The sequence below is a fragment of the Streptomyces mirabilis genome, assembly GCF_018310535.1.
GTDB lineage: Bacteria > Actinomycetota > Actinomycetes > Streptomycetales > Streptomycetaceae > Streptomyces.
The window spans coordinates 6,288,646-6,305,770 of sequence record NZ_CP074102.1; the positions used below are offsets into that span (position 1 = coordinate 6,288,646).

The 17,125-nt window shown below is 70.5% G+C and carries 16 protein-coding genes and 1 pseudogene; 8 read left to right on the plus strand and 9 right to left on the minus strand.

The features are described from left to right. Positions 1–36 precede the first annotated feature (36 nt). The gene (locus SMIR_RS27715; RefSeq protein ID WP_168490788.1) at positions 37–1,227 is read right to left on the minus strand and encodes a globin domain-containing protein; all 1,191 of its coding nucleotides are present in this window, start codon (positions 1,225–1,227) and stop codon (positions 37–39) included. A 328-nt stretch (positions 1,228–1,555) separates the two neighbouring features. Here SMIR_RS27715 and glnA2 point away from each other — a divergent pair, with 328 nt between their 5' ends. Continuing rightward, positions 1,556–2,917: a gamma-glutamylpolyamine synthetase GlnA2 gene (gene glnA2 / locus SMIR_RS27720; protein ID WP_054230834.1), complete on the plus strand. Its 1,362-nt coding sequence runs from the start codon at positions 1,556–1,558 to the stop codon at positions 2,915–2,917. A gap of 49 nt (positions 2,918–2,966) precedes the next feature. Here glnA2 and cutA read toward each other — a convergent pair whose 3' ends face one another. Further along, positions 2,967–3,497: a divalent cation tolerance protein CutA gene (cutA, locus tag SMIR_RS43695; protein ID WP_349636909.1), complete on the minus strand. Its 531-nt coding sequence runs from the start codon at positions 3,495–3,497 to the stop codon at positions 2,967–2,969. Beyond that, positions 3,463–3,897, minus strand: a complete 435-nt coding sequence (locus tag SMIR_RS27730) for a hypothetical protein (protein WP_212727518.1) — start codon at positions 3,895–3,897, stop codon at positions 3,463–3,465. The genes cutA and SMIR_RS27730 overlap by 35 nt, the downstream gene beginning before the upstream one ends. A gap of 53 nt (positions 3,898–3,950) precedes the next feature. On the opposite strand from SMIR_RS27730, the gene SMIR_RS27735 reads away from it, so the two are divergent. Both SMIR_RS27735 and SMIR_RS27740 read left to right on the plus strand, forming a co-directional pair. Continuing rightward, the gene (locus SMIR_RS27735; RefSeq protein ID WP_248002885.1) at positions 3,951–4,199 is read left to right on the plus strand and encodes a hypothetical protein; all 249 of its coding nucleotides are present in this window, start codon (positions 3,951–3,953) and stop codon (positions 4,197–4,199) included. Between the two features lie 251 nt (positions 4,200–4,450). Further along, on the plus strand, positions 4,451–4,633 hold the full coding sequence (locus SMIR_RS27740; RefSeq protein ID WP_249938490.1) for a hypothetical protein: 183 nt from the start codon (positions 4,451–4,453) through the stop codon (positions 4,631–4,633). Positions 4,634–4,850: 217 nt separating this feature from the next. Here SMIR_RS27740 and SMIR_RS27745 read toward each other — a convergent pair whose 3' ends face one another. Next, on the minus strand, positions 4,851–5,435 hold the full coding sequence (locus tag SMIR_RS27745) for a GNAT family N-acetyltransferase (protein WP_212727519.1): 585 nt from the start codon (positions 5,433–5,435) through the stop codon (positions 4,851–4,853). 82 nt (positions 5,436–5,517) lie between these two features. Beyond that, a complete protein-coding gene (locus tag SMIR_RS27750; RefSeq protein ID WP_101405529.1) occupies positions 5,518–6,009 on the minus strand; it encodes an FBP domain-containing protein in 492 nt (163 codons plus the stop codon). Positions 6,010–6,081: 72 nt separating this feature from the next. Here SMIR_RS27750 and SMIR_RS27755 point away from each other — a divergent pair, with 72 nt between their 5' ends. Further along, positions 6,082–6,690: a TetR/AcrR family transcriptional regulator gene (locus SMIR_RS27755; protein ID WP_168490775.1), complete on the plus strand. Its 609-nt coding sequence runs from the start codon at positions 6,082–6,084 to the stop codon at positions 6,688–6,690. Between the two features lie 68 nt (positions 6,691–6,758). Continuing rightward, positions 6,759–7,943, plus strand: coding sequence for a GDSL-type esterase/lipase family protein (locus SMIR_RS27760; protein WP_212727520.1), 1,185 nt, complete (start codon positions 6,759–6,761; stop codon positions 7,941–7,943). A gap of 50 nt (positions 7,944–7,993) precedes the next feature. On the opposite strand, the gene SMIR_RS27765 is transcribed toward SMIR_RS27760, so the two are convergent. Genes SMIR_RS27765 through SMIR_RS27775 form a run of 3 tightly spaced genes read right to left on the minus strand, consistent with a single transcriptional unit; the run spans position 7,994 to position 11,230 of the window. Further along, a complete protein-coding gene (locus SMIR_RS27765; RefSeq protein ID WP_212727521.1) occupies positions 7,994–9,019 on the minus strand; it encodes a TolB family protein in 1,026 nt (341 codons plus the stop codon). Beyond that, a complete protein-coding gene (locus SMIR_RS27770) occupies positions 9,016–10,338 on the minus strand; it encodes an MFS transporter (RefSeq protein WP_212727522.1) in 1,323 nt (440 codons plus the stop codon). The genes SMIR_RS27765 and SMIR_RS27770 overlap by 4 nt, the downstream gene beginning before the upstream one ends. A gap of 1 nt (position 10,339) precedes the next feature. Next, complete coding sequence (locus SMIR_RS27775; protein WP_168490771.1) at positions 10,340–11,230, minus strand: alkaline phosphatase family protein; 891 nt, start codon at positions 11,228–11,230, stop codon at positions 10,340–10,342. 323 nt (positions 11,231–11,553) lie between these two features. On the opposite strand from SMIR_RS27775, the gene SMIR_RS27780 reads away from it, so the two are divergent. After that, on the plus strand, positions 11,554–14,550 hold the full coding sequence (locus SMIR_RS27780) for a bifunctional [glutamine synthetase] adenylyltransferase/[glutamine synthetase]-adenylyl-L-tyrosine phosphorylase (protein ID WP_168490767.1): 2,997 nt from the start codon (positions 11,554–11,556) through the stop codon (positions 14,548–14,550). Between the two features lie 110 nt (positions 14,551–14,660). Here SMIR_RS27780 and SMIR_RS27785 read toward each other — a convergent pair whose 3' ends face one another. After that, positions 14,661–15,578: a DMT family transporter gene (locus tag SMIR_RS27785; RefSeq protein WP_168490765.1), complete on the minus strand. Its 918-nt coding sequence runs from the start codon at positions 15,576–15,578 to the stop codon at positions 14,661–14,663. Between the two features lie 141 nt (positions 15,579–15,719). On the opposite strand from SMIR_RS27785, the gene SMIR_RS27790 reads away from it, so the two are divergent. Both SMIR_RS27790 and SMIR_RS43700 read left to right on the plus strand, forming a co-directional pair. Continuing rightward, the gene (locus tag SMIR_RS27790; RefSeq protein ID WP_168490763.1) at positions 15,720–16,625 is read left to right on the plus strand and encodes a LysR family transcriptional regulator; all 906 of its coding nucleotides are present in this window, start codon (positions 15,720–15,722) and stop codon (positions 16,623–16,625) included. Positions 16,626–16,702: 77 nt separating this feature from the next. Further along, positions 16,703–17,115: pseudogene (locus SMIR_RS43700) on the plus strand (amidohydrolase family protein); the annotation flags it as partial. Positions 17,116–17,125: the final 10 nt, after the last annotated feature.

Sequence of the window (17,125 nt, forward strand, 5' to 3'; positions counted from 1 at the left end):
CGCCTGCCATCAGGTATCCGTCATCTGTCAACCGCCTCAGCCCTGCGCGAGCCACAGGTCGGGCCCGAACACCTCGTAGTGAATGTCGGCCGGAGCCACCCCCTTGTCGATGAGCTGCCCCCGCACCGCCCGCATGAAGGGCAGCGGCCCGCACAGGTACGCGCGCGTGCCCGGTGCGACGGCCACGGAGGAGAGGTCCGCGCGCCCGGTGTGGCCGGCACCCTCGGCGTCCTGCTCGTACCAGAAGTGGACGGCGGCGTCCGCGAGCTTCGCCGCGTACGCCTCGTGGTCGGCGCGCAGCGCGTGGTCGGCGGGGGAGCGGTCGGCGTGGACGACCGTGACCGGGGCGCGGTGTCCGGTGAGCGCGAGCTGTTCCAGCATGGCGATCATCGGGGTGACGCCGATGCCGGCGGAGGCGAGCAGCACCGGCGCGTCCGTGTCGTCGAGCACCAGATCCCCGTACGGCGCGGAGAGCTCGATCGTGCTGCCGACGTGCACACGCGTGTGGAGGCGGTTGGACACCTCGCCGTCGGGGCCCGAGGCCTCACCGTGCACCCGCTTGACGCCGATCTGCCGTACCGGGGAGCCGGGGGCGCTGGAGAGGCTGTACTGGCGTATCTGGTGGGCGCCGTCAGGCAGCTCGACGCGTACGGACACGTACTGGCCCGCCCGGAAGTCCGGCAGCGGCCCCCCGTCGGCCGGGCGCAGTCGGAAGGTGGCGACGTCGGCGGTCTCCTCGACGCGCTCCACGACCTCCCAGACCCGCCACCCACCCCTACCGTCGCCGTGCTGCGCGTACAGCCGCCGCTCGATGGTGATGAGGGCGTTCGCCATCAGCCAGTAGACCTCGTCCCAGGCGGCCGCGACCTCGGGTGTGACCGCGTCGCCGAGGACCTCGGCGATCGCCGCGAAGAGGTGCTCGCGCACGGTCGCGTACTGCTCGGGGGCGATCCCCAGGGAGGCGTGTTTGTGCGCGATGCGGTTCAGCAGCACGTCGGGGCGCTCGTCCGGCCGTTCGACGAGGTGGGTGGCGAAGGCGGCGATGGATCCCGCGAGGGCACGGCGCTGGGTGCCGGAGGCCTGGTTGCCGCGGTTGAAGAGGTCGCGGAGCAGTTCCGGGTGGGCGGCGAAGAGCCTGTCGTAGAAGCGGTCGGCGATCTCGCCGATGGCCGCGCCGACGGCGGGGAGGGTGCCGCGCACCGTGGCGGCGGACTGCTCGGACAGCATGGGGACTCCTCAAATGCCTGGGTCGGAACGGGGATTGTGGTCCCCGCGTCTGCCCCGCACAGTAATAAAACTTGCATCTAAGATGCAAATTAAAGCTCCCGGGGAGAGAGTCTGGGGGTCGGCCATTACAGACAGGCGGATGAGCAGGCAGTATGGGCACCAGAGCAGGACACCTGCCGTACGCGAGGCGTTCAGACCGCGGTCGCCCGGGCGATCATGGTCCGCAACGCGCATGAAATGGTGTTGTGGTGGGATGCTCAGGTGCCCCGACCGTCCCCGAGGCGTGGGAGCAGGCGACCTGACCAGCAAGGATGGGTGGAAGCGGAAGATGGACAAGCAGCAGGAGTTCGTGCTCCGGACACTGGAGGAGCGGGACATCCGGTTCGTTCGGCTGTGGTTCACGGACGTGCTGGGCTTCCTCAAGTCGGTGGCCGTGGCTCCGGCCGAGCTGGAGCAGGCCTTCGACGAGGGCATCGGCTTCGACGGCTCGGCCATCGAGGGCTTCGCCCGTGTGTACGAGTCCGACATGATCGCCAAGCCGGACCCGTCGACGTTCCAGGTGCTGCCGTGGCGCGCGGAGGCCCCCGGTACGGCCCGCATGTTCTGCGACATCCTGATGCCGGACGGCTCCCCGTCCTTCGCGGACCCGCGCTACGTCCTCAAGCGCGCCCTCGCGAAGACCTCCGACCTGGGCTTCACCTTCTACACCCACCCGGAGATCGAGTTCTTCCTGCTGAAGGACCGCCCGCTGGACGGCTCGCGCCCGACCCCGGCCGACAACTCCGGCTACTTCGACCACACCCCGCAGAACGTCGGCATGGACTTCCGCCGCCAGGCGATCACCATGCTGGAGTCGATGGGCATCTCGGTCGAGTTCTCCCACCACGAGGGCGCCCCCGGCCAGCAGGAGATCGACCTGCGCTACGCCGACGCGCTCTCCACGGCCGACAACATCATGACGTTCCGCCTGGTCATGAAGCAGGTCGCGCTGGAGCAGGGCGTCCAGGCGACGTTCATGCCCAAGCCCTTCTCCGAGCACCCCGGCTCCGGCATGCACACGCACCTCTCCCTCTTCGAGGGCGACCGCAACGCGTTCTACGAGTCGGGTTCGGAGTACCAGCTTTCGAAGGTCGGTCGCTCCTTCATCGCGGGCCTGCTGAAGCACGCTGCGGAGATCTCCGCCGTCACCAACCAGTGGGTCAACTCCTACAAGCGCATCTGGGGCGGCTCGGAGCGCACCGCGGGCGCCGGCGGCGAGGCCCCCTCGTACATCTGCTGGGGCCACAACAACCGCTCCGCCCTCGTCCGCGTCCCGATGTACAAGCCCGGCAAGACCGGCTCCGCACGCGTCGAGGTCCGCTCCATCGACTCGGGCGCGAACCCGTACCTGGCCTACGCCCTGCTCCTGGCCGCAGGCCTGAAGGGCATCGAAGAGGGCTACGAGCTCCCGCCCGGCGCCGACGACGACGTCTGGGCCCTCTCCGACGCCGAGCGCCGCGCGATGGGTATCGAGCCCCTGCCCCAGAACCTCGGCGAGGCCCTCACCCTCATGCAGCGCAGTGAACTGGTCGCCGAGACCCTCGGCGAACACGTCTTCGACTTCTTCCTGCGCAACAAGAAGTCGGAGTGGGAGGAGTACCGCTCCGAGGTCACCGCCTTCGAGCTCCGCAAGAACCTGCCGGTGCTGTAAGCGCAGGTCGGAGGGGCTTTCCCGCCAGAACGGCACGTAGGGCCGACGGTCACCGACCGTCGGCCCTACGGCGTTCACGGCGCCGTATCAGATCATGCGCGGCCGTTGCCGGACGGAGTCGTGGCGCGCCCTGCGAGCGGTACCCGCTGTGGAAGGCCCGACTCGCCCGCCGGGTACGACGACACCCACGCGCGGGGCAAGAGCCTGTATCCGTCGTGGCCGGCGGACTCGCACCTGACCGCCGGAGAGGTCGAGCAGGCGGACGCCACCACGGGCCGGGCACTGGACCTGGCCGCCGAAGGCGAGGGCCCGAGTCCGACTCGGCAGCAGGAAGCGGCGATGTGGTCGCGACCACCCAGCCCAGGTAAGCCTCGGACCCGGCCACGACGGCCACCGCGAGAACCTCCGGGTTCTTCCACGGCTGGTGTGCCACGAGGTGAGCTTCCAGTTCGGCGAACCGACCAGCGTGGGTCGTCAGCAGAAGCTGCCGGTCCCCCCGGGCCACCGCCTGCTCGCGAGTCTCAGCCAGGAACGGGCGGTACCGGTCAGTCCGGCACTCGGCCGACGGTGAATCCGTCACCCTCCTGGAACTCGATCAGCACCCCACTGTCAGCGAGGTAGATCCAGCTTTCCGGAGAGCAGTCCAACAGCGTCGCGGCGTGGATCCCCACCATGTTGGCATCCAGGGCGACCGAGGGCACTGCGAGATTGCTCCAGAACACGACTGCGAGCTCACGCTCGTCCCCGTAGTCGTGCACCAGGCTGCGCAGCTCCGCACCATCGAAAGCGGTGGATCGCTCAAGAACTTCAGCGCCGTTCCAGTCCAGCCGGGTCGATCCCACCGCACCGAAGCGGCTCAAGCTGATTCCAGCAAATGCACGGTCCTCCTCGTACGAGAGCACGACCACGGAATCGCCGATCGCGGCCAGGACCTCAGCGATTACCTCAGGGTGCGTCCCGTAGCCGCTTCTGGCGGTCAAGACATCCTCCATACCGGGCCAGTCCCGGTTGACGGCCGGGCATGCTCATCATCGTGAGCGCCTACAGCAGCGACCAGGACTTGAACGTCACCGACGCCACCGGGAACGGTGTCGAGGTGGACGTGGCCACCAACTTGATGAACGGCACCGTTCGGCTGTCGGTGCTGTGGACCGACGAGATCTACTTGTGCCCTGATGACGCCGAACGCGTGGCTCAGGCCCTTCTCCGCGCCGCTGAGCGCGGCCGTCGCATCGCCGGACCTCGAAGCACGGGACCGGCCAACCCCCACGCCAGCCAGTGAGTTACAGCTTTCCCAGCTGGGTCAAGGCGACTCGCTCCGCTCCCCGCGCGCGGCAAACAGCCGCCTGACGTCAGAGAAGGGGCACATCGTGGCTGGGGCGGTCGGATGACGGGTTCCTGGGGGCACTGGACAGATTTGGGGGTGCCCGGAAGCCACCTGGGCACCTTTCAGGCTGCTCGATATCGTGGAGCATCACACACTCACTCGGGGGACCGTCTGTGATCGAGCTCGGCGTGCTATTTGGTCTGTTGGTGGCAGCGGTACTGGTCCTGCTCTTCGTGCTCCTGCGCCGAAGAAACGGCAACACGGAGAACGTCGACGGTCGCCTGATCGAGCAAGCACGGCGGCTGCAGGCGCACAATGACAGGGTCTCCTACAACGCCGCCTCAGTGCACGGCTCTTCGCCCACCATGACCGACCACTACCGTCCCTAACCCCACGGGGACCATGGGAGCTTGTGCGAGGTCTCGGAGAACACACAGGGCAGCGTTCCGCCAGGCCAGGTCGCACCTGGTGGCGCGATTTTCGACTGGCGTTCAAAGATCAAGGCGCCCCGTGCCAGACCCGTGCCAGATCGAGCGTTCACCAGGAGGTGCCGAGTGGTGGTGATCGGACGTTCTTCGCTCGCGCGCCCCGTCGGTGAGGGTCGGCTCAGGACGCGGACTTGGCGGTGACGCGGACGCGCAAGGCATCGCGGACGGCGGGCCATTCGTCGGCGAGCAGGCTGTAGTACAGGGAGTCGCGGCGAGTGCCGTCCGGGCGGCGCATATGGCTGCGCAGGGTGCCTTCGTGTACCAGGCCGAGGCGGGACAGGGCCTGCTGGGAGCGCACGTTGAGGTTGTCGGTGCGCAGGGCCAGCCGAGCCAGGCGCAGGTCCTCGAAGGCGTGGGTGAACAGCAGCAGTTTGGACTCGACGTTGTAGGGGCCGCCCCAGCAGGAACGGTCGAACCAGGTCGCGCCGATCTCGGTGCGGCTCTCGGTCAGGTCGAGGTCGTACATGCTGGTTGAACCGATCACCGTGCCGTCGTCACGGCGCTGCACCGCGAAGCAGCGCCGTGTCGGGTCGGCGGTCATCTCGCCGAGCCACGCGCGCAGTTGGGCCACGGTCTCGGGTCGTGCCCGGGGCATCCATCGCCAGACCTCGGGGTCGGACGCCGACGGGAAGAGAGCCTCGGCGTGGCCGGGAGACAGACGGACGAGGCGGACGACAGTGCCCACAAGCGGCTGGTTGGTCATCGAAGCAGAATAGTTCCGGTGACCAGCGACGATCTCCTCCTCATGGGCCTCCTCGCTGGGGTGCGACAGGGGTCGTACGGCGTCAGGCCGTCACCTTCGTGATGAACGCCGCCAGGTTCGTCACCGTTCGTTGGATCTTTTCCTCCAGCGTGAGTGACTCGTGGAGGCGGGCGCCGGCGCCCGCGTCCTTCTTGCCTCGTACGTACAGGGAGCAGGAGAGGTCGCTGCATATGTAGGCGCCGACCGAGTTGCCCTGCTGGCCGGCCTTGCCCGCCTTCGGGGCGACCATCAGGGAGACGCCGCCGGTGTGGGTGGTCAGGCACATCGAGCACATGCTGCGCCGGGTCTGCCAGGAGGTGGGGCTGGGGCTGCGCAGGACCAGGGCCTTGGGGTGGCCGTTCAGTTCGAGGACGAGGTAGGTGCGTTCGGGGGACTGGGGGTCTCGCCAGCCGAGGTAGTCCAGGTCGTCCCAGGGGCGGTCGGTCAGATCGCGCGGGACGGACAGGCGCTTCGCCTCGCCCTTGGTGCAGTTCACGAACGCGGCGCGGATCTCTTGTTCGGTCAGCGGCTTCATGAGAGTCATGGTAAATTGCCTAAAGGTGTTAGGCAAATGCATGGGCTGTTAATGGTGAATGGGAGGAAGGTTATGGTGCGCGTCGGGTTGACCACGGAACGTCTGGTCCTCGCGGGGGCCGAGCTGGCCGACGAGGTCGGCTTCGAGCAGGTGACCGTCTCGGAGCTCGCCAGACGCTTCGACGTGAAGGTCGCGAGCCTGTACTCGCACGTGAAGAACTCCCAGGACCTCAAGACCCGGATCGCCCTGCTCGCCCTGGAGGAACTCGCCGACCGGGGCGCCGCCGCGCTGGCCGGGCGGGCCGGCAAGGACGCCCTGGCCGCTCTCGCGAACGTCTACCGCGACTACGCCAGGGAGCATCCCGGCCGTTACGCCGCCGCCCAGTTCAGGCTCGACCCGGAAGCGGCCGCAGCCAGCGCCGGTGGGCGGCACGCGCAGATGACGCGGGCGATCCTGCGTGGCTACGAGCTGACGGAGCCGGATCAGACGCACGCCGTTCGGCTGCTGGGCAGCTTCTTCCACGGCTACGTCAGCCTGGAGATGGGGGGAGGGTTCAGCCACAGCGCCCCCGATACGCAGGAGACCTGGGTGCGGATGCTGGACGCCCTCGACGCGCTGCTGCGGAACTGGCCCGCCAGCGCAGCAGCGACAACAGCAACCGCGCCCGCATCCGCCCCCTGATCGTTCCGCCGGGATCGTCCCCCCGGTCGATTCCGGCGCCCGAGAGTCCTGATGGAGGCACCGAAGCCATGACCACCACCGACCACGACTGGATCACCACGACCGTCACTGCCGACCTCCTGCGCGGCGCCCTCGACCTGGAGCCCACCGAACACGGTGTCCTCCCGCACCGGCTGCCCGCCCGGGCCCGCAGACAGATCCCCGACGGACAGCTCGCCATGGCCGAGGCCCAGCCCTCCGGCGTACGGCTGGTCTTCCGTACCCGGGCCACGGCCGTCGAGCTGGACACGTTGCCCACCAAGCTCGTCTACGTGGGTGCGCCGCCCCGTCCGGACGGGGTGTACGAGTTGGTCGTCGACGGCCGGCCGGCGGGGCAGGCGAGCGTGACGGGCGGCAACGCGATGACCATCGACATGGCCACCGGAGCGGCCTCGACCCGGCCGGGAGCGGTCGGTACCCTCCGTTTCGACGGTCTGTCCGACGGTGTCAAGGACGTCGAGATCTGGCTGCCGCACAACGAGACCACCGAACTGGTCGCCCTGCGCACCGACGCCCCTGTCGAGCCCGTGCCGGACCGGGGACGCGAGGTGTGGCTGCATCACGGCAGCTCGATCAGTCACGGTTCCGACGCCGCCGGGCCCACCTCCACCTGGCCCGCGCTCGCCGCCTCCCTCGCCGGCGTGGAACTGATCAACCTGGGGTTGAGCGGGAGCGCTCTGCTCGATCCGTTCACCGCGCGGGCCATGCGGGACACCGCTGCCGACCTGATCAGCGTCAAGATCGGGATCAATCTGGTCAACACCGATGCGATGCGGTTGCGTGCCTTCGGCCCGGCGGTGCACGGCTTTCTCGACACCGTGCGTGAGGGGCATCCCGCCACGCCGCTGTTGGTCGTTTCGCCTCTTCTCTGTCCCATCCATGAGGACACGCCAGGGCCCAGCGCCCCTGACTTCTCCGATCTCGGCGCGGGGCGGCTGCGGTTCCTGGCCGCGGGGGATCCGGCGGAGCGCGCGAGCGGGAAACTGACGTTGCGTGTCATCCGCGACGAGCTGGCCCGGATCGTGGAGCAGCGGGCGGCCGAGGACCCGAACCTGCACTACCTGGACGGCCTGGACCTCTACGGTGAGGCCGACTTCGCCGAGTTGCCGCTGCCCGACCAGCTCCACCCGGACGCCGCCACCCATCGCCGTGTCGGCGAACGCTTCGCCAAGCTGGCCTTCACCACCCAGGGCGCCTTCGCCCGGTTCGCGTAGGCCTTTGTCCGGTTCGCGTACGCCGTCGCCTGGTTCACGTACGCCGTCGTCTAGTTCACGTACGCGGGAGACACCGCCGCGGTGCTGATGCGCCGCGGCTTTCCCGTGCCGTCGGACGGGACGGTGTAGAGGTCGGCTCCGTAGTCGCCGGGGAGGGCGTAGACGATCGTGCGGGCGTCGCGCCAGACCACCTGGTCGTCGACGCTGCGGGGCTCGGCCAGCGGGGTTTCGCGCATGGTGCGCAGGTCGAGGACGTACAGGTGCCAGGGGGCGTCCTTCGACAGGCCTGGCACGCGCTTCTTGTAGGCGACGCGCGTGCCGTCGGGGGAGAGGGACGGGCATTCGACGTTGGTGTGGAGGGTCGTGAGGGTGCGGGTCCGGAAGTCTCCTCGGACGAGGTACGTTCTGCCCTTCGTCGCCAGCGTCGCGTAGAACGTGCGGTCGTCGGCCGCGAACGTGACGCCCCAGAAGTTGACGTCCGCCGTGTGGTACGTCCTGCCGTCCTTGATGACGCGGAACGTCTCCAAGGAGGGGGTCAGTTTCCCTGTTCTCGTGTCCACGATCGCCGCGCGTGTGGAGAAGTTCGTACCCGCGTACGAGTCGCCGCCGACGAAGGCCGTCCACGCGGCGTACCGGCCGCTGGGGGAGACGCGGGCGCGGGACGGGATGCCGGGGACGTCGTAGCGGGCCGTCTCGCGCAGGCGCGCGTCGAGGATGACGGCCCGGTAGGTGTCCTGGACCGGTCCGTGCACCGACTGGAGGCAGACGCCGGTGCCCGCGGCCGCGTAGAAGCGGAGGCATTTGACCTTCGACGCCGTTCGGGGTCCCGAGGGGTTCGATGCCGGGACCGTCGTCAGTTCGTCGCGGTGCGGGCCCCAGGCCATGTTCCGGAAGATCATGCGGCTCCCGGACCCGGTGGTGAGCGCGACCGTGCCCGCGGTGATCCTCGGGCCGCCGGGCTGGGCCTGGTTCTTGCGGTCCGCGCGGGCCGAGGCGTGCAGGACGGAGGCCGTGGCCACGCCCGCCAGGACGATCAGGGCCGAGATCAGGACCAGGATGCGGGTACGGAGGGTCATGCGAGGCCTTCTGAAGGGGCGGAGGGGGTGGGACGGCGGAGCGTGAGCGCGAACAGGGCGCAGAGCGCCAGCGCCACCGTCGACGCCGTGAGCGCCGTGCGGTCGCCCCAAGCCGTCCACGCCGCGCCGAAGCCGAGCGAGCAGACGAAACGAGCCAGGGCCTGGCCCGTCTGGACGAGGGCGAGACCGGACGAGCGCAGTTCCTCGGGCACGCTCTCCGAGGCCACCGCCATCAGTACGCCGTCGGTGGCGGCGTAGAAGCAGCCGTGCAGGAGCAGGACGGCGTACGGCAGTGCCGTTCCGTGCCAGGAGGTGAGCAGGAGGGCGTACGCGAGGAGCAGGGCGCCGTGGCCGGCCAGGAACACCCGCCAGCGGCCGACCCGGTCCGCGAGGCGGCCGAGCGGGACGGCCAGGAGCAGGAACGCCGCCGCCGTGCCGAGAGGCAGCAGCGCGAACCAGCGGTCCGGTACGCCCAGGCGGCGCTGGAGGAGCAGGTAGACGAAGGAGTCGCTGACCGTCGCGAGGCCCAGGAGGAGCGCGCAGAGGGTGACGCGGCGCAGGTCGGGGCGGGCGAGGAGGGCGAGGGCCGCGCGGAGCGTGGGACGAGGTGCCGTGTCCCCGGGGGTTCCCGCCGGTGCCGTCCCTGTTCCTGCCCCGGTCGCTGTCGTACGCGCACCGTTCGGCACGAACAGCACCAGGACCAGTACGCCCACCACCGCCACGCAGAAGCTCACCGTGAACACCGCGTCGTACCCGTCGACCGTGGCCCGCAGGATCAGGAAGGCCACGAGGGGACCGAACAGCGCGCCCGCCGTGTCCATCGCCCGGTGTACGCCGAACGCGCGCCCCCGTGTCTCCGGCGTGCTCGACAGCGAGATCAGCGCGTCGCGCGGGGCCGTGCGCAGGCCCTTGCCGGTGCGGTCGGCGGCCAGGACCAGGCCGATCGGGGTGAGCGTGTGAGCCAGGAGCAGCAGGGGTTTGCAGGCCGCCGAGAGGGCGTAGCCGAAGCCCGCCACCCACTTGTGGCGGCCGCCGCCGCGGTCGGCCAGGTGGCCCCCGATCAGCCGGACGAGTGCCGAGAAGCCGTTGTAGATGCCGTCCAGGAGGCCGAAGCCCAGCGGGGACAGGCCGAGGCCCGTCACCAGGTACAGGGGCAGCACCGCCGTGACCATCTCCGACGACACGTCGGTGATGAGACTGACCGCACCGAGCGCCAGCACCGTGGGCGCGACCGCGGCACGGCGCCGTCCGACACGAAGCCGGACGGCGCCTTCCGCGGACGCCGCACTCGTGGAGGCGCGGCTGTCCGCCACATACATCTCAGGACGTCCAGATGCCGGTGATGTCCTTGCCGGAGGCGGCGTTGCCCGCGTGTGTCGACAGGCCCTGCGAGTCCTCCAGGGTGCGCAGCAGGTCGTAGTGGTTGTAGGTGGTCGAGCTGGTGGATCCCGCGGTCACCTGCTGGCCGTAGAACACGGTCGGGATCTTGTTGCCGCTGAGCCGGTTGTCCTCGTCGAAGGTGACGACGAGCAGGCTGTTGTGTGTCTTGGCCCAGGTCGCGTACGCGCCCAGGTTGTTCTTCAGCCAGGTGTCACCGGTCGACACCGAGCAGTCGTGCATGTCGCTGCACAGGTTGGGGACCACGAAGGAGACCTGCGGAAGCGTCGTGTAGTCCGTCGGGAACTGGGTGAAGGTCTTCGCGGACGACGTCGGTACGTTGCTGAAGCCGAACCACGGGTTGTGCTTCTGCGCGTAGTTGCCGCTGCTGCACGTCGTGGAGCCCTGGCTGGGCAGCGTCTCGTTGTAGCTGGCCCAGGTCCTGCCCGCCGCGATCACCTCGGAGGCGAGGTTCGCGGCGGAGGAGAAGCCGGGGGTGACACAGCTGTCGTCGGTGACGCCCTGGGTGGAGCCGGAGAAGAGGGCGTAGTAGTTGGGCTGGCTCGGGTGCGTCTCGGCGTACGACGAGGTGAGGTTGGCGCCGCCTGTCTTGAGCGAGTTGATGTACGGGGCGCTGGAGGAGCCGATCACCTGGCTGTACGCGTGGTTCTCGAAGACCACGACGACCACGTGGTCCGGGGTCGGCACCCCGGCCGCGGCGTGCGCGGTGGTGGAGCCGCCGAGGCCCGTCCACAGGCCCACCGCGGCTGCGGTGAAGGCGAGGGCGGACGCCACGACGGCACGACTGCGGCGGTACACGGTTCTGCCGGACACTTCAGACCTCCGGTGGGGGGAAGGCGACGGTGGCGGTGCGGACAGAGCATGCACACGCCAACATTCCCCTGCGCCAAGCCACCCAACCGGAGGGATGAAGACCTGATGAACTGCTTACCTTCCGGCCTGCCTGGTCGCCGCCACCCCGCTCGCCTTCTTACCTTTCTTACTTTCCTCGCCGCTCGCACGGGGCACTTCCAAGGACGCCTCCTACGGAAGCCGATTCCGGCGCGGGGCGCCACCGTGGGGACCGGGGTTAGGCTCAGGCTCGTACGACCTTGATCGGACCGGTCGTGCGACCTGATCCGACGGGAGGGCCGAGGATGATGGCGCCGGGGCGCAGGAGCAGTACCTTCACGCGGCTGCTGCGACACGGCTTCACCGATCCGTCGGCCGCCGAGCGCCTCCTGGACGGCGCTGAGCTCGAGCCCGTACGGTCCGATCCGGTGCTCCTCGACGCGCTCGGCGCCACCGCCGATCCCGATCTCGCGCTGCTCGGGCTCGTCCGGCTCGTCGAGGCGCAGGACGGCCACATCGCCCAGCGGGAACTCCTCGACACCTTGATCGCGGCCAAGCCGCTGCGCGACCGGCTGCTCGGTGTCCTCGGTGCCTCCGCCGCCCTCGCCGACCACCTCGCCCGGCACCCGAGCGACTGGCAGGAGCTCGTGACGTACGAGCCGCAGGACCTCCACCCCGGGGTGCGGGAGTTCGAGCGGGGGCTGGCGCAGGCGACCGATCCCGTCGCCCTGCGCGTCGCCTACCGGCGCTGTCTGCTGTCCATAGCCGCACGTGACGTGTGCGGCACCACCGACCTCGCCCAGACCGCCGCCGAACTCGCCGACCTCGCCACGGCCACCCTGCGCGCCGCGCTCGCCATCGCCAGGAGCGCCGCGCCCGACGACGCCGCGCTGTGCCGGCTCGCGGTGATCGCGATGGGGAAGTGCGGGGGGCACGAGCTGAACTACGTGTCCGACGTCGATGTCATCTTCGTGGGGGAGGCGGTGGACGGGGCTGACGAGCGCAAGGCGCTGCAGGCCGCCACCCGGCTCGCCTCCCACATGATGCGGATCTGTTCCGAGACCACCGTCGAGGGCAGCATCTGGCCGGTCGACGCGAACCTGCGCCCCGAGGGGCGGAACGGGCCGCTTGTACGGACCTTGAGCAGCCACCTCGCCTATTACCAGCGCTGGGCCAAGACCTGGGAGTTCCAGGCCCTGTTGAAGGCTCGGCCCGTGGCCGGGGACCTCGGGCTCGGCGAGGAGTACGTGGCCACGCTGGCGCCCCTGGTGTGGCACGCCGCAGAGCGGGAGAACTTCGTCGCCGACGTACAGAAGATGCGTCGGCGGGTCGTGGAGAACATCCCGGTCGCCGAGATCGAGCGCGAGCTGAAGCTCGGACCGGGGGGACTGCGCGATGTCGAATTCGCCGTGCAGCTCCTCCAGTTGGTGCACGGGCGGGCCGACACCTCGCTGCGCAGCGGGACCACGCTGGACGCGTTGGGAGCGCTCGCGGCCGGTGGTTATGTCGGGCGGGCCGACGCCGTGCAGCTCGACGACGCCTATCGGTTTCTGCGAACCATGGAGCACCGGATACAGCTCTACCGGCTGCGGCGGACTCATCTGGTGCCCGAGGACGATGCCGATCTGCGGCGCATCGGGCGCTCGCTCGGCCTTCGGGCCGATCCCGTCGTCGAGTTGAACCGTGAGTGGAAGCGGCATGCGGCTGTCGTACGGCGGCTGCACGAGAAGTTGTTCTACCGGCCGCTGCTGGATGCCGTGGCCCAACTCGCCCCGGGCGAGAGCCGGCTGAGTCCGACCGCGGCGCGGGAGCGGCTCGTCGCCCTCGGGTACGCCGATCCGGCCGCGGCGCTGCGGCATTTGGAGGCGCTGGCTTCGGGGGTCTCGCGCAAGGCCGCGATTCAGCGGACCCTGCTGCCCGTGCTGTTGGGGTGGTTCGCGGATTCCGCCGATCCTGACGCCGGGTTGCTGAACTTCCGCAAGGTCTCGGACGCCCTGGGCAAGACCCCCTGGTATCTGCGGCTGTTGAGGGACGAAGGGGCCGCGGCGGAGAACCTGGCGCGTGTGCTGTCGGCCGGGCGGCTCGCTCCCGACCTGTTGATGCGGGCGCCGGAGGCCGTCGCGCTGCTCGGTGACGGGGACGGCGGCGGCCTCGAACCGCGCAGCCGTGCCCATCTGGAGCAGGAGATCCTCGCCGCGGTGAGGCGGGCCGACGGGGGCGAGCAGGCGGTGACCGCCGCGCGTGGTGTGCGGCGGCGGGAGCTGTTCCGTACGGCCGCCGCGGACATCGTCGCCTCGTACGGCACCGAGGAGACCCCCGCCGTCGCCGATCAGGGCGCGCTGGTGGACCAGGTGGGCGGTGCGGTGTCCGACCTGACGGCGGCGACGCTGGCGGGGACCCTGCGGGCCGTGGTGCGGGACAGATGGGGGGACACGCTGCCCACGCGGTTCGCCGTCATCGGGATGGGGCGGTTCGGGGGGCACGAGCTCGGTTACGGGTCCGACGCGGATGTGCTGTTCGTGCACGAGCCCCGGGAAGGTGTCGACGAGCAGGAGGCATCTCGGGCGGCCAACGCGGTTGTTTCCGAGATGCGGCGGTTGCTTCAGGTGTCCAGTGCGGATCCGCCCTTGTTGATCGACGCCGATCTGCGGCCCGAGGGGAAATCCGGGCCTTTGGTGCGGACGCTGAACTCCTACGGGGCCTACTACCGGCGGTGGTCGCTCGTGTGGGAGTCGCAGGCCCTCCTGCGGGCCGAGTTCGTCGCGGGGGACGAGGACCTGGGGCGGCGGTTCATCGAGCTGGTCGATCCGTTGCGGTATCCCGCGGAGGGGCTCGGTGACGACGCCGTACGGGAGATCCGGCGGCTGAAGGCCCGGATGGAGTCGGAGCGGATGCCCCGCGGGGCCGATCCGACGCTGCACACCAAGCTGGGGCGGGGTGGGCTGTCCGACGTGGAGTGGACCGTGCAGCTGTTCCAGTTGCAGCAGGGGTGGGCGGAGCCGGGGCTGCGGACCACTCGGACACGGGAGGCGCTGGGCGCGGCGTGCGCGGCGGGGCTGGTGTCCGGGGAGGACGCGGCCATCCTGGACGAGGCGTGGGTGCTGGCGACGCGGGTGCGCAACGCGGTGATGCTGGTACGGGGGCGGGCCGGGGACACGTTTCCCTCCGACGGGCGTGAACTCGCCGCGGTCGGGCGGTACTTGGGGTACGGGCCCGGTCATGTCGGCGACATGCTCGAGGACTACCGGCGGACCACTCGGCGGGCTCGGGCCGTGGTGGAGGTGCTGTTCTACGGGGCGTGAGCCTTGGGGGTCTTGGGTCGGGGCCGGGGGTCTGCGGCTTGGGGCTTGGGTGTGTGCGGCTCGGTGGTCGGGTCGGGGCCGTGCCGGTACGTCAGCCCGTCGCCGCCGGATCAGGCGTTGCCCTGTGGGGAGCCGCTTCCAGACCCGGACGTGAGCGACGGGCTTTGACGTACCGGCACGGCTTCTTCCGCGCGGGGACGGGTGCGGGTGGCTGCCACTCCGGCCAGGACCACCGCCATGCCCGCCAGTGTGCGGAGGCCGAGCGTCTCGTTCAGGACCAGGGCGCCGAGCGTCACCGAGACCACGGGGAGCAGGTAGCCGACCGTGGCCGCGCTGGTGGGGCCCTCTTCGGCGATCATGCGGTAGTTGAGGTAGAAGGTCAGGCCGGTGGAGAAGACGCCGAGAACGGTGACGGCCAGCAGGGCCGTGGTGTCGGGGTGGGTGGGGGCCGCCGTGGGGAGGGCCAGGGTCGTCCAGGCCGTGGCCATGAGGAGTTGGGCCGCCGATACGGCCAGGGGGGCACCGCGGGGGGTGAGGTGGCGGGCCATGTAGGTGAAGGCGATCGCATAGCTCGCCGCGGCGGCCAGGAGGGCTCCGGTGCCCCAGCCGGCCAGGCCGCCGTGCTGCCAGGGGGCGAAGATCAGCAGGACGCCCGCGAAGCCGAGGAGCAGGCCGGTCAAGCGCAGGGGGTGGAGGGCGCGGTCCGTGCCGAGGACCGCGCCCAGGAGGAGCGACCAGAGGGGAGTGGTCGCGTTCATGACGCCCGCGATCCCCGAGTCGACCGTCTGCTCGCCGAGCGCGAAGAGGGCGAAGGGGATCGCGTTGCAGAACAGCGCCGCGACGGTCACATGGAGCCAGAGGGCGCGGGAGCGGGGGAGGCGCTGACGCGCCCCGCGGGCCAGGAGCAGGAGGACCGCCGTGCCCAGGGCGCAGCGCGTGAGGGTCAGGTGGGCGGGGGACATGCCGTGGTCCAGGGCCAGTTTGATCCAGAGGAAGCCCGAGCCCCAGAGGAGCGCCAGGGCGGCCATGCGGAGAGAGGACCGGAGAGAGGACCGGAGAGAGGAAGGGAGGGGGGTGGCGGCTTGGGGGCTTGGCATGCGTCCTACGGTCCTTGGGTTTTGAGTTGAGGACAAGTGAAGTGTTTTGCATGCACTGTTAAGGTGTGCTTCATGCTTGATGTGCGGCGTATGCAGGTGCTGCGGGCTGTGGTCAGCAGCGGGTCGGTGACGGCGGCCGCGGCGGATCTGGGGTACACACCGTCCGCCGTCAGTCAGCAGATCGGGGCGCTGGAGAAGCAGGCGGGGACCGAGCTGCTGGAGCGGGTCGGGCGCGGGGTGCGGCCCACCGCGGCGGGGCTGCTGCTGACCGAGTACGCGGACGCCATCGGGCGGCAGGTCGCCGAGGCGGAGACCGCCCTCGCGGATCTGCGGGCGGGGCGGACGGGGCGGCTCGCGGTGCGGTACTTCGCCACGGCCGGGGCCGCGCTGGTCGCTCCTGCCGTGGCGCGGTTTCGGCGCGAACACCCCGGCGTGCGGGTGGAGTTGAAGCTGATCGATGTGGAGGATCCGCTGCCCGACGTGAAGGAGGGGCGAGCCGATCTCGCCCTCGTGGTGCGGGCCGACGGTACCGGTCCCGACGGCATACGGCTGGTGCGGCTGCTCGATGATCCGTACCGGGTCGTGCTGCCCAGGGGGCATCGGCTCGCGGGGCGGCGGCTGCTCGAACTGGCGGAACTGGCCGATGAGCCGTGGGTCGGGAGCGAGTGGCCGGGGCCCTGTCTCGACGCGCAGTTGGACGCCTGTGCGGCTGCCGGGTTCCGGCCCTCGTTCGCGGTGCAGAGCGAGGACTACGCCACCGCTCAGGGGTTCGTGGCGGCCGGGCTCGGAGTGAGTCTGATTCCCCGGCTCGGGCTGGGGAGTCGGCACCCCGATGTGGTGGTGCGGAAGGTGCGCGCTCCTGAGCCGGTGCGGGTTCTGTACGCGGCGGTGCGGGAAGCGGCTCCCGGTGCCGCGGACCGGCCGGCGTTGCACGGGCTGCTGGACGCGCTCCGGGGCGCGGCCCACCCCGACGGGTGACGGCTCACGTCGGGCGGTGACGGCTCACGGTCAGGGACAGGGCGTGCGGCCGAGGACACCCGTTCGCGCAGGAGTTCCACGATGCTGTCACGCGCCGTGAACACGGCGGCGAGTGGTCGCGGCGGCTCGGGACCGAGCGGGCCGGGCGGGCCTGGCGGATCCGCGCGCTGCGGGAGGCCGGTGCCGTGGTCGCCCTCGGCTCGGACTGGCCGATCGCCCCGTACGACGCCCGGGGGGTGCTCGCGACCGCCCGGGAGCCCCTGGGGGCCGCTGCCGCCGGGGGCGGCCTCCGCGGGATCCAGGCGCTGGAGGGCTGCACGACGCACGCGCCCTCGCCGCGGGGGAGGGCCACGAGACGGGACGTATCGCTCCCGGGCTACGGGCGGACCTCACGGCCTTCGGCCTCGATCCGGGGGCCGCACCGGCGGACGAGCCGGCCCAGGCGCCGGTACGGCTGACGGTGACGGGCGGGCACGTGGTGCACCGCGGGGACTGCACCG

What these genes read in the sequence shown, in the direction of transcription:
- SMIR_RS27760 (WP_212727520.1), top strand. Translation starts at nt 6,759, where the DNA reads ATGACCACCACCGACCACGACTGGATCACCACGACCGTCACTGCCGAC.
- glnA2 (WP_054230834.1), top strand. Translation starts at nt 1,556, where the DNA reads ATGGACAAGCAGCAGGAGTTCGTGCTCCGGACACTGGAGGAGCGGGAC.
- SMIR_RS27785 (WP_168490765.1), bottom strand. Translation starts at nt 15,578, where the DNA reads ATGGCCGCCCTGGCGCTCCTCTGGGGCTCGGGCTTCCTCTGGATCAAA.
- SMIR_RS27770 (WP_212727522.1), bottom strand. Translation starts at nt 10,338, where the DNA reads ATGTATGTGGCGGACAGCCGCGCCTCCACGAGTGCGGCGTCCGCGGAA.
- SMIR_RS27765 (WP_212727521.1), bottom strand. Translation starts at nt 9,019, where the DNA reads ATGACCCTCCGTACCCGCATCCTGGTCCTGATCTCGGCCCTGATCGTC.
- SMIR_RS27750 (WP_101405529.1), bottom strand. Translation starts at nt 6,009, where the DNA reads ATGAAGCCGCTGACCGAACAAGAGATCCGCGCCGCGTTCGTGAACTGC.
- SMIR_RS27755 (WP_168490775.1), top strand. Translation starts at nt 6,082, where the DNA reads ATGGTGCGCGTCGGGTTGACCACGGAACGTCTGGTCCTCGCGGGGGCC.
- SMIR_RS27790 (WP_168490763.1), top strand. Translation starts at nt 15,720, where the DNA reads ATGCTTGATGTGCGGCGTATGCAGGTGCTGCGGGCTGTGGTCAGCAGC.
- SMIR_RS27745 (WP_212727519.1), bottom strand. Translation starts at nt 5,435, where the DNA reads ATGACCAACCAGCCGCTTGTGGGCACTGTCGTCCGCCTCGTCCGTCTG.
- SMIR_RS27715 (WP_168490788.1), bottom strand. Translation starts at nt 1,227, where the DNA reads ATGCTGTCCGAGCAGTCCGCCGCCACGGTGCGCGGCACCCTCCCCGCC.
- SMIR_RS27780 (WP_168490767.1), top strand. Translation starts at nt 11,554, where the DNA reads ATGATGGCGCCGGGGCGCAGGAGCAGTACCTTCACGCGGCTGCTGCGA.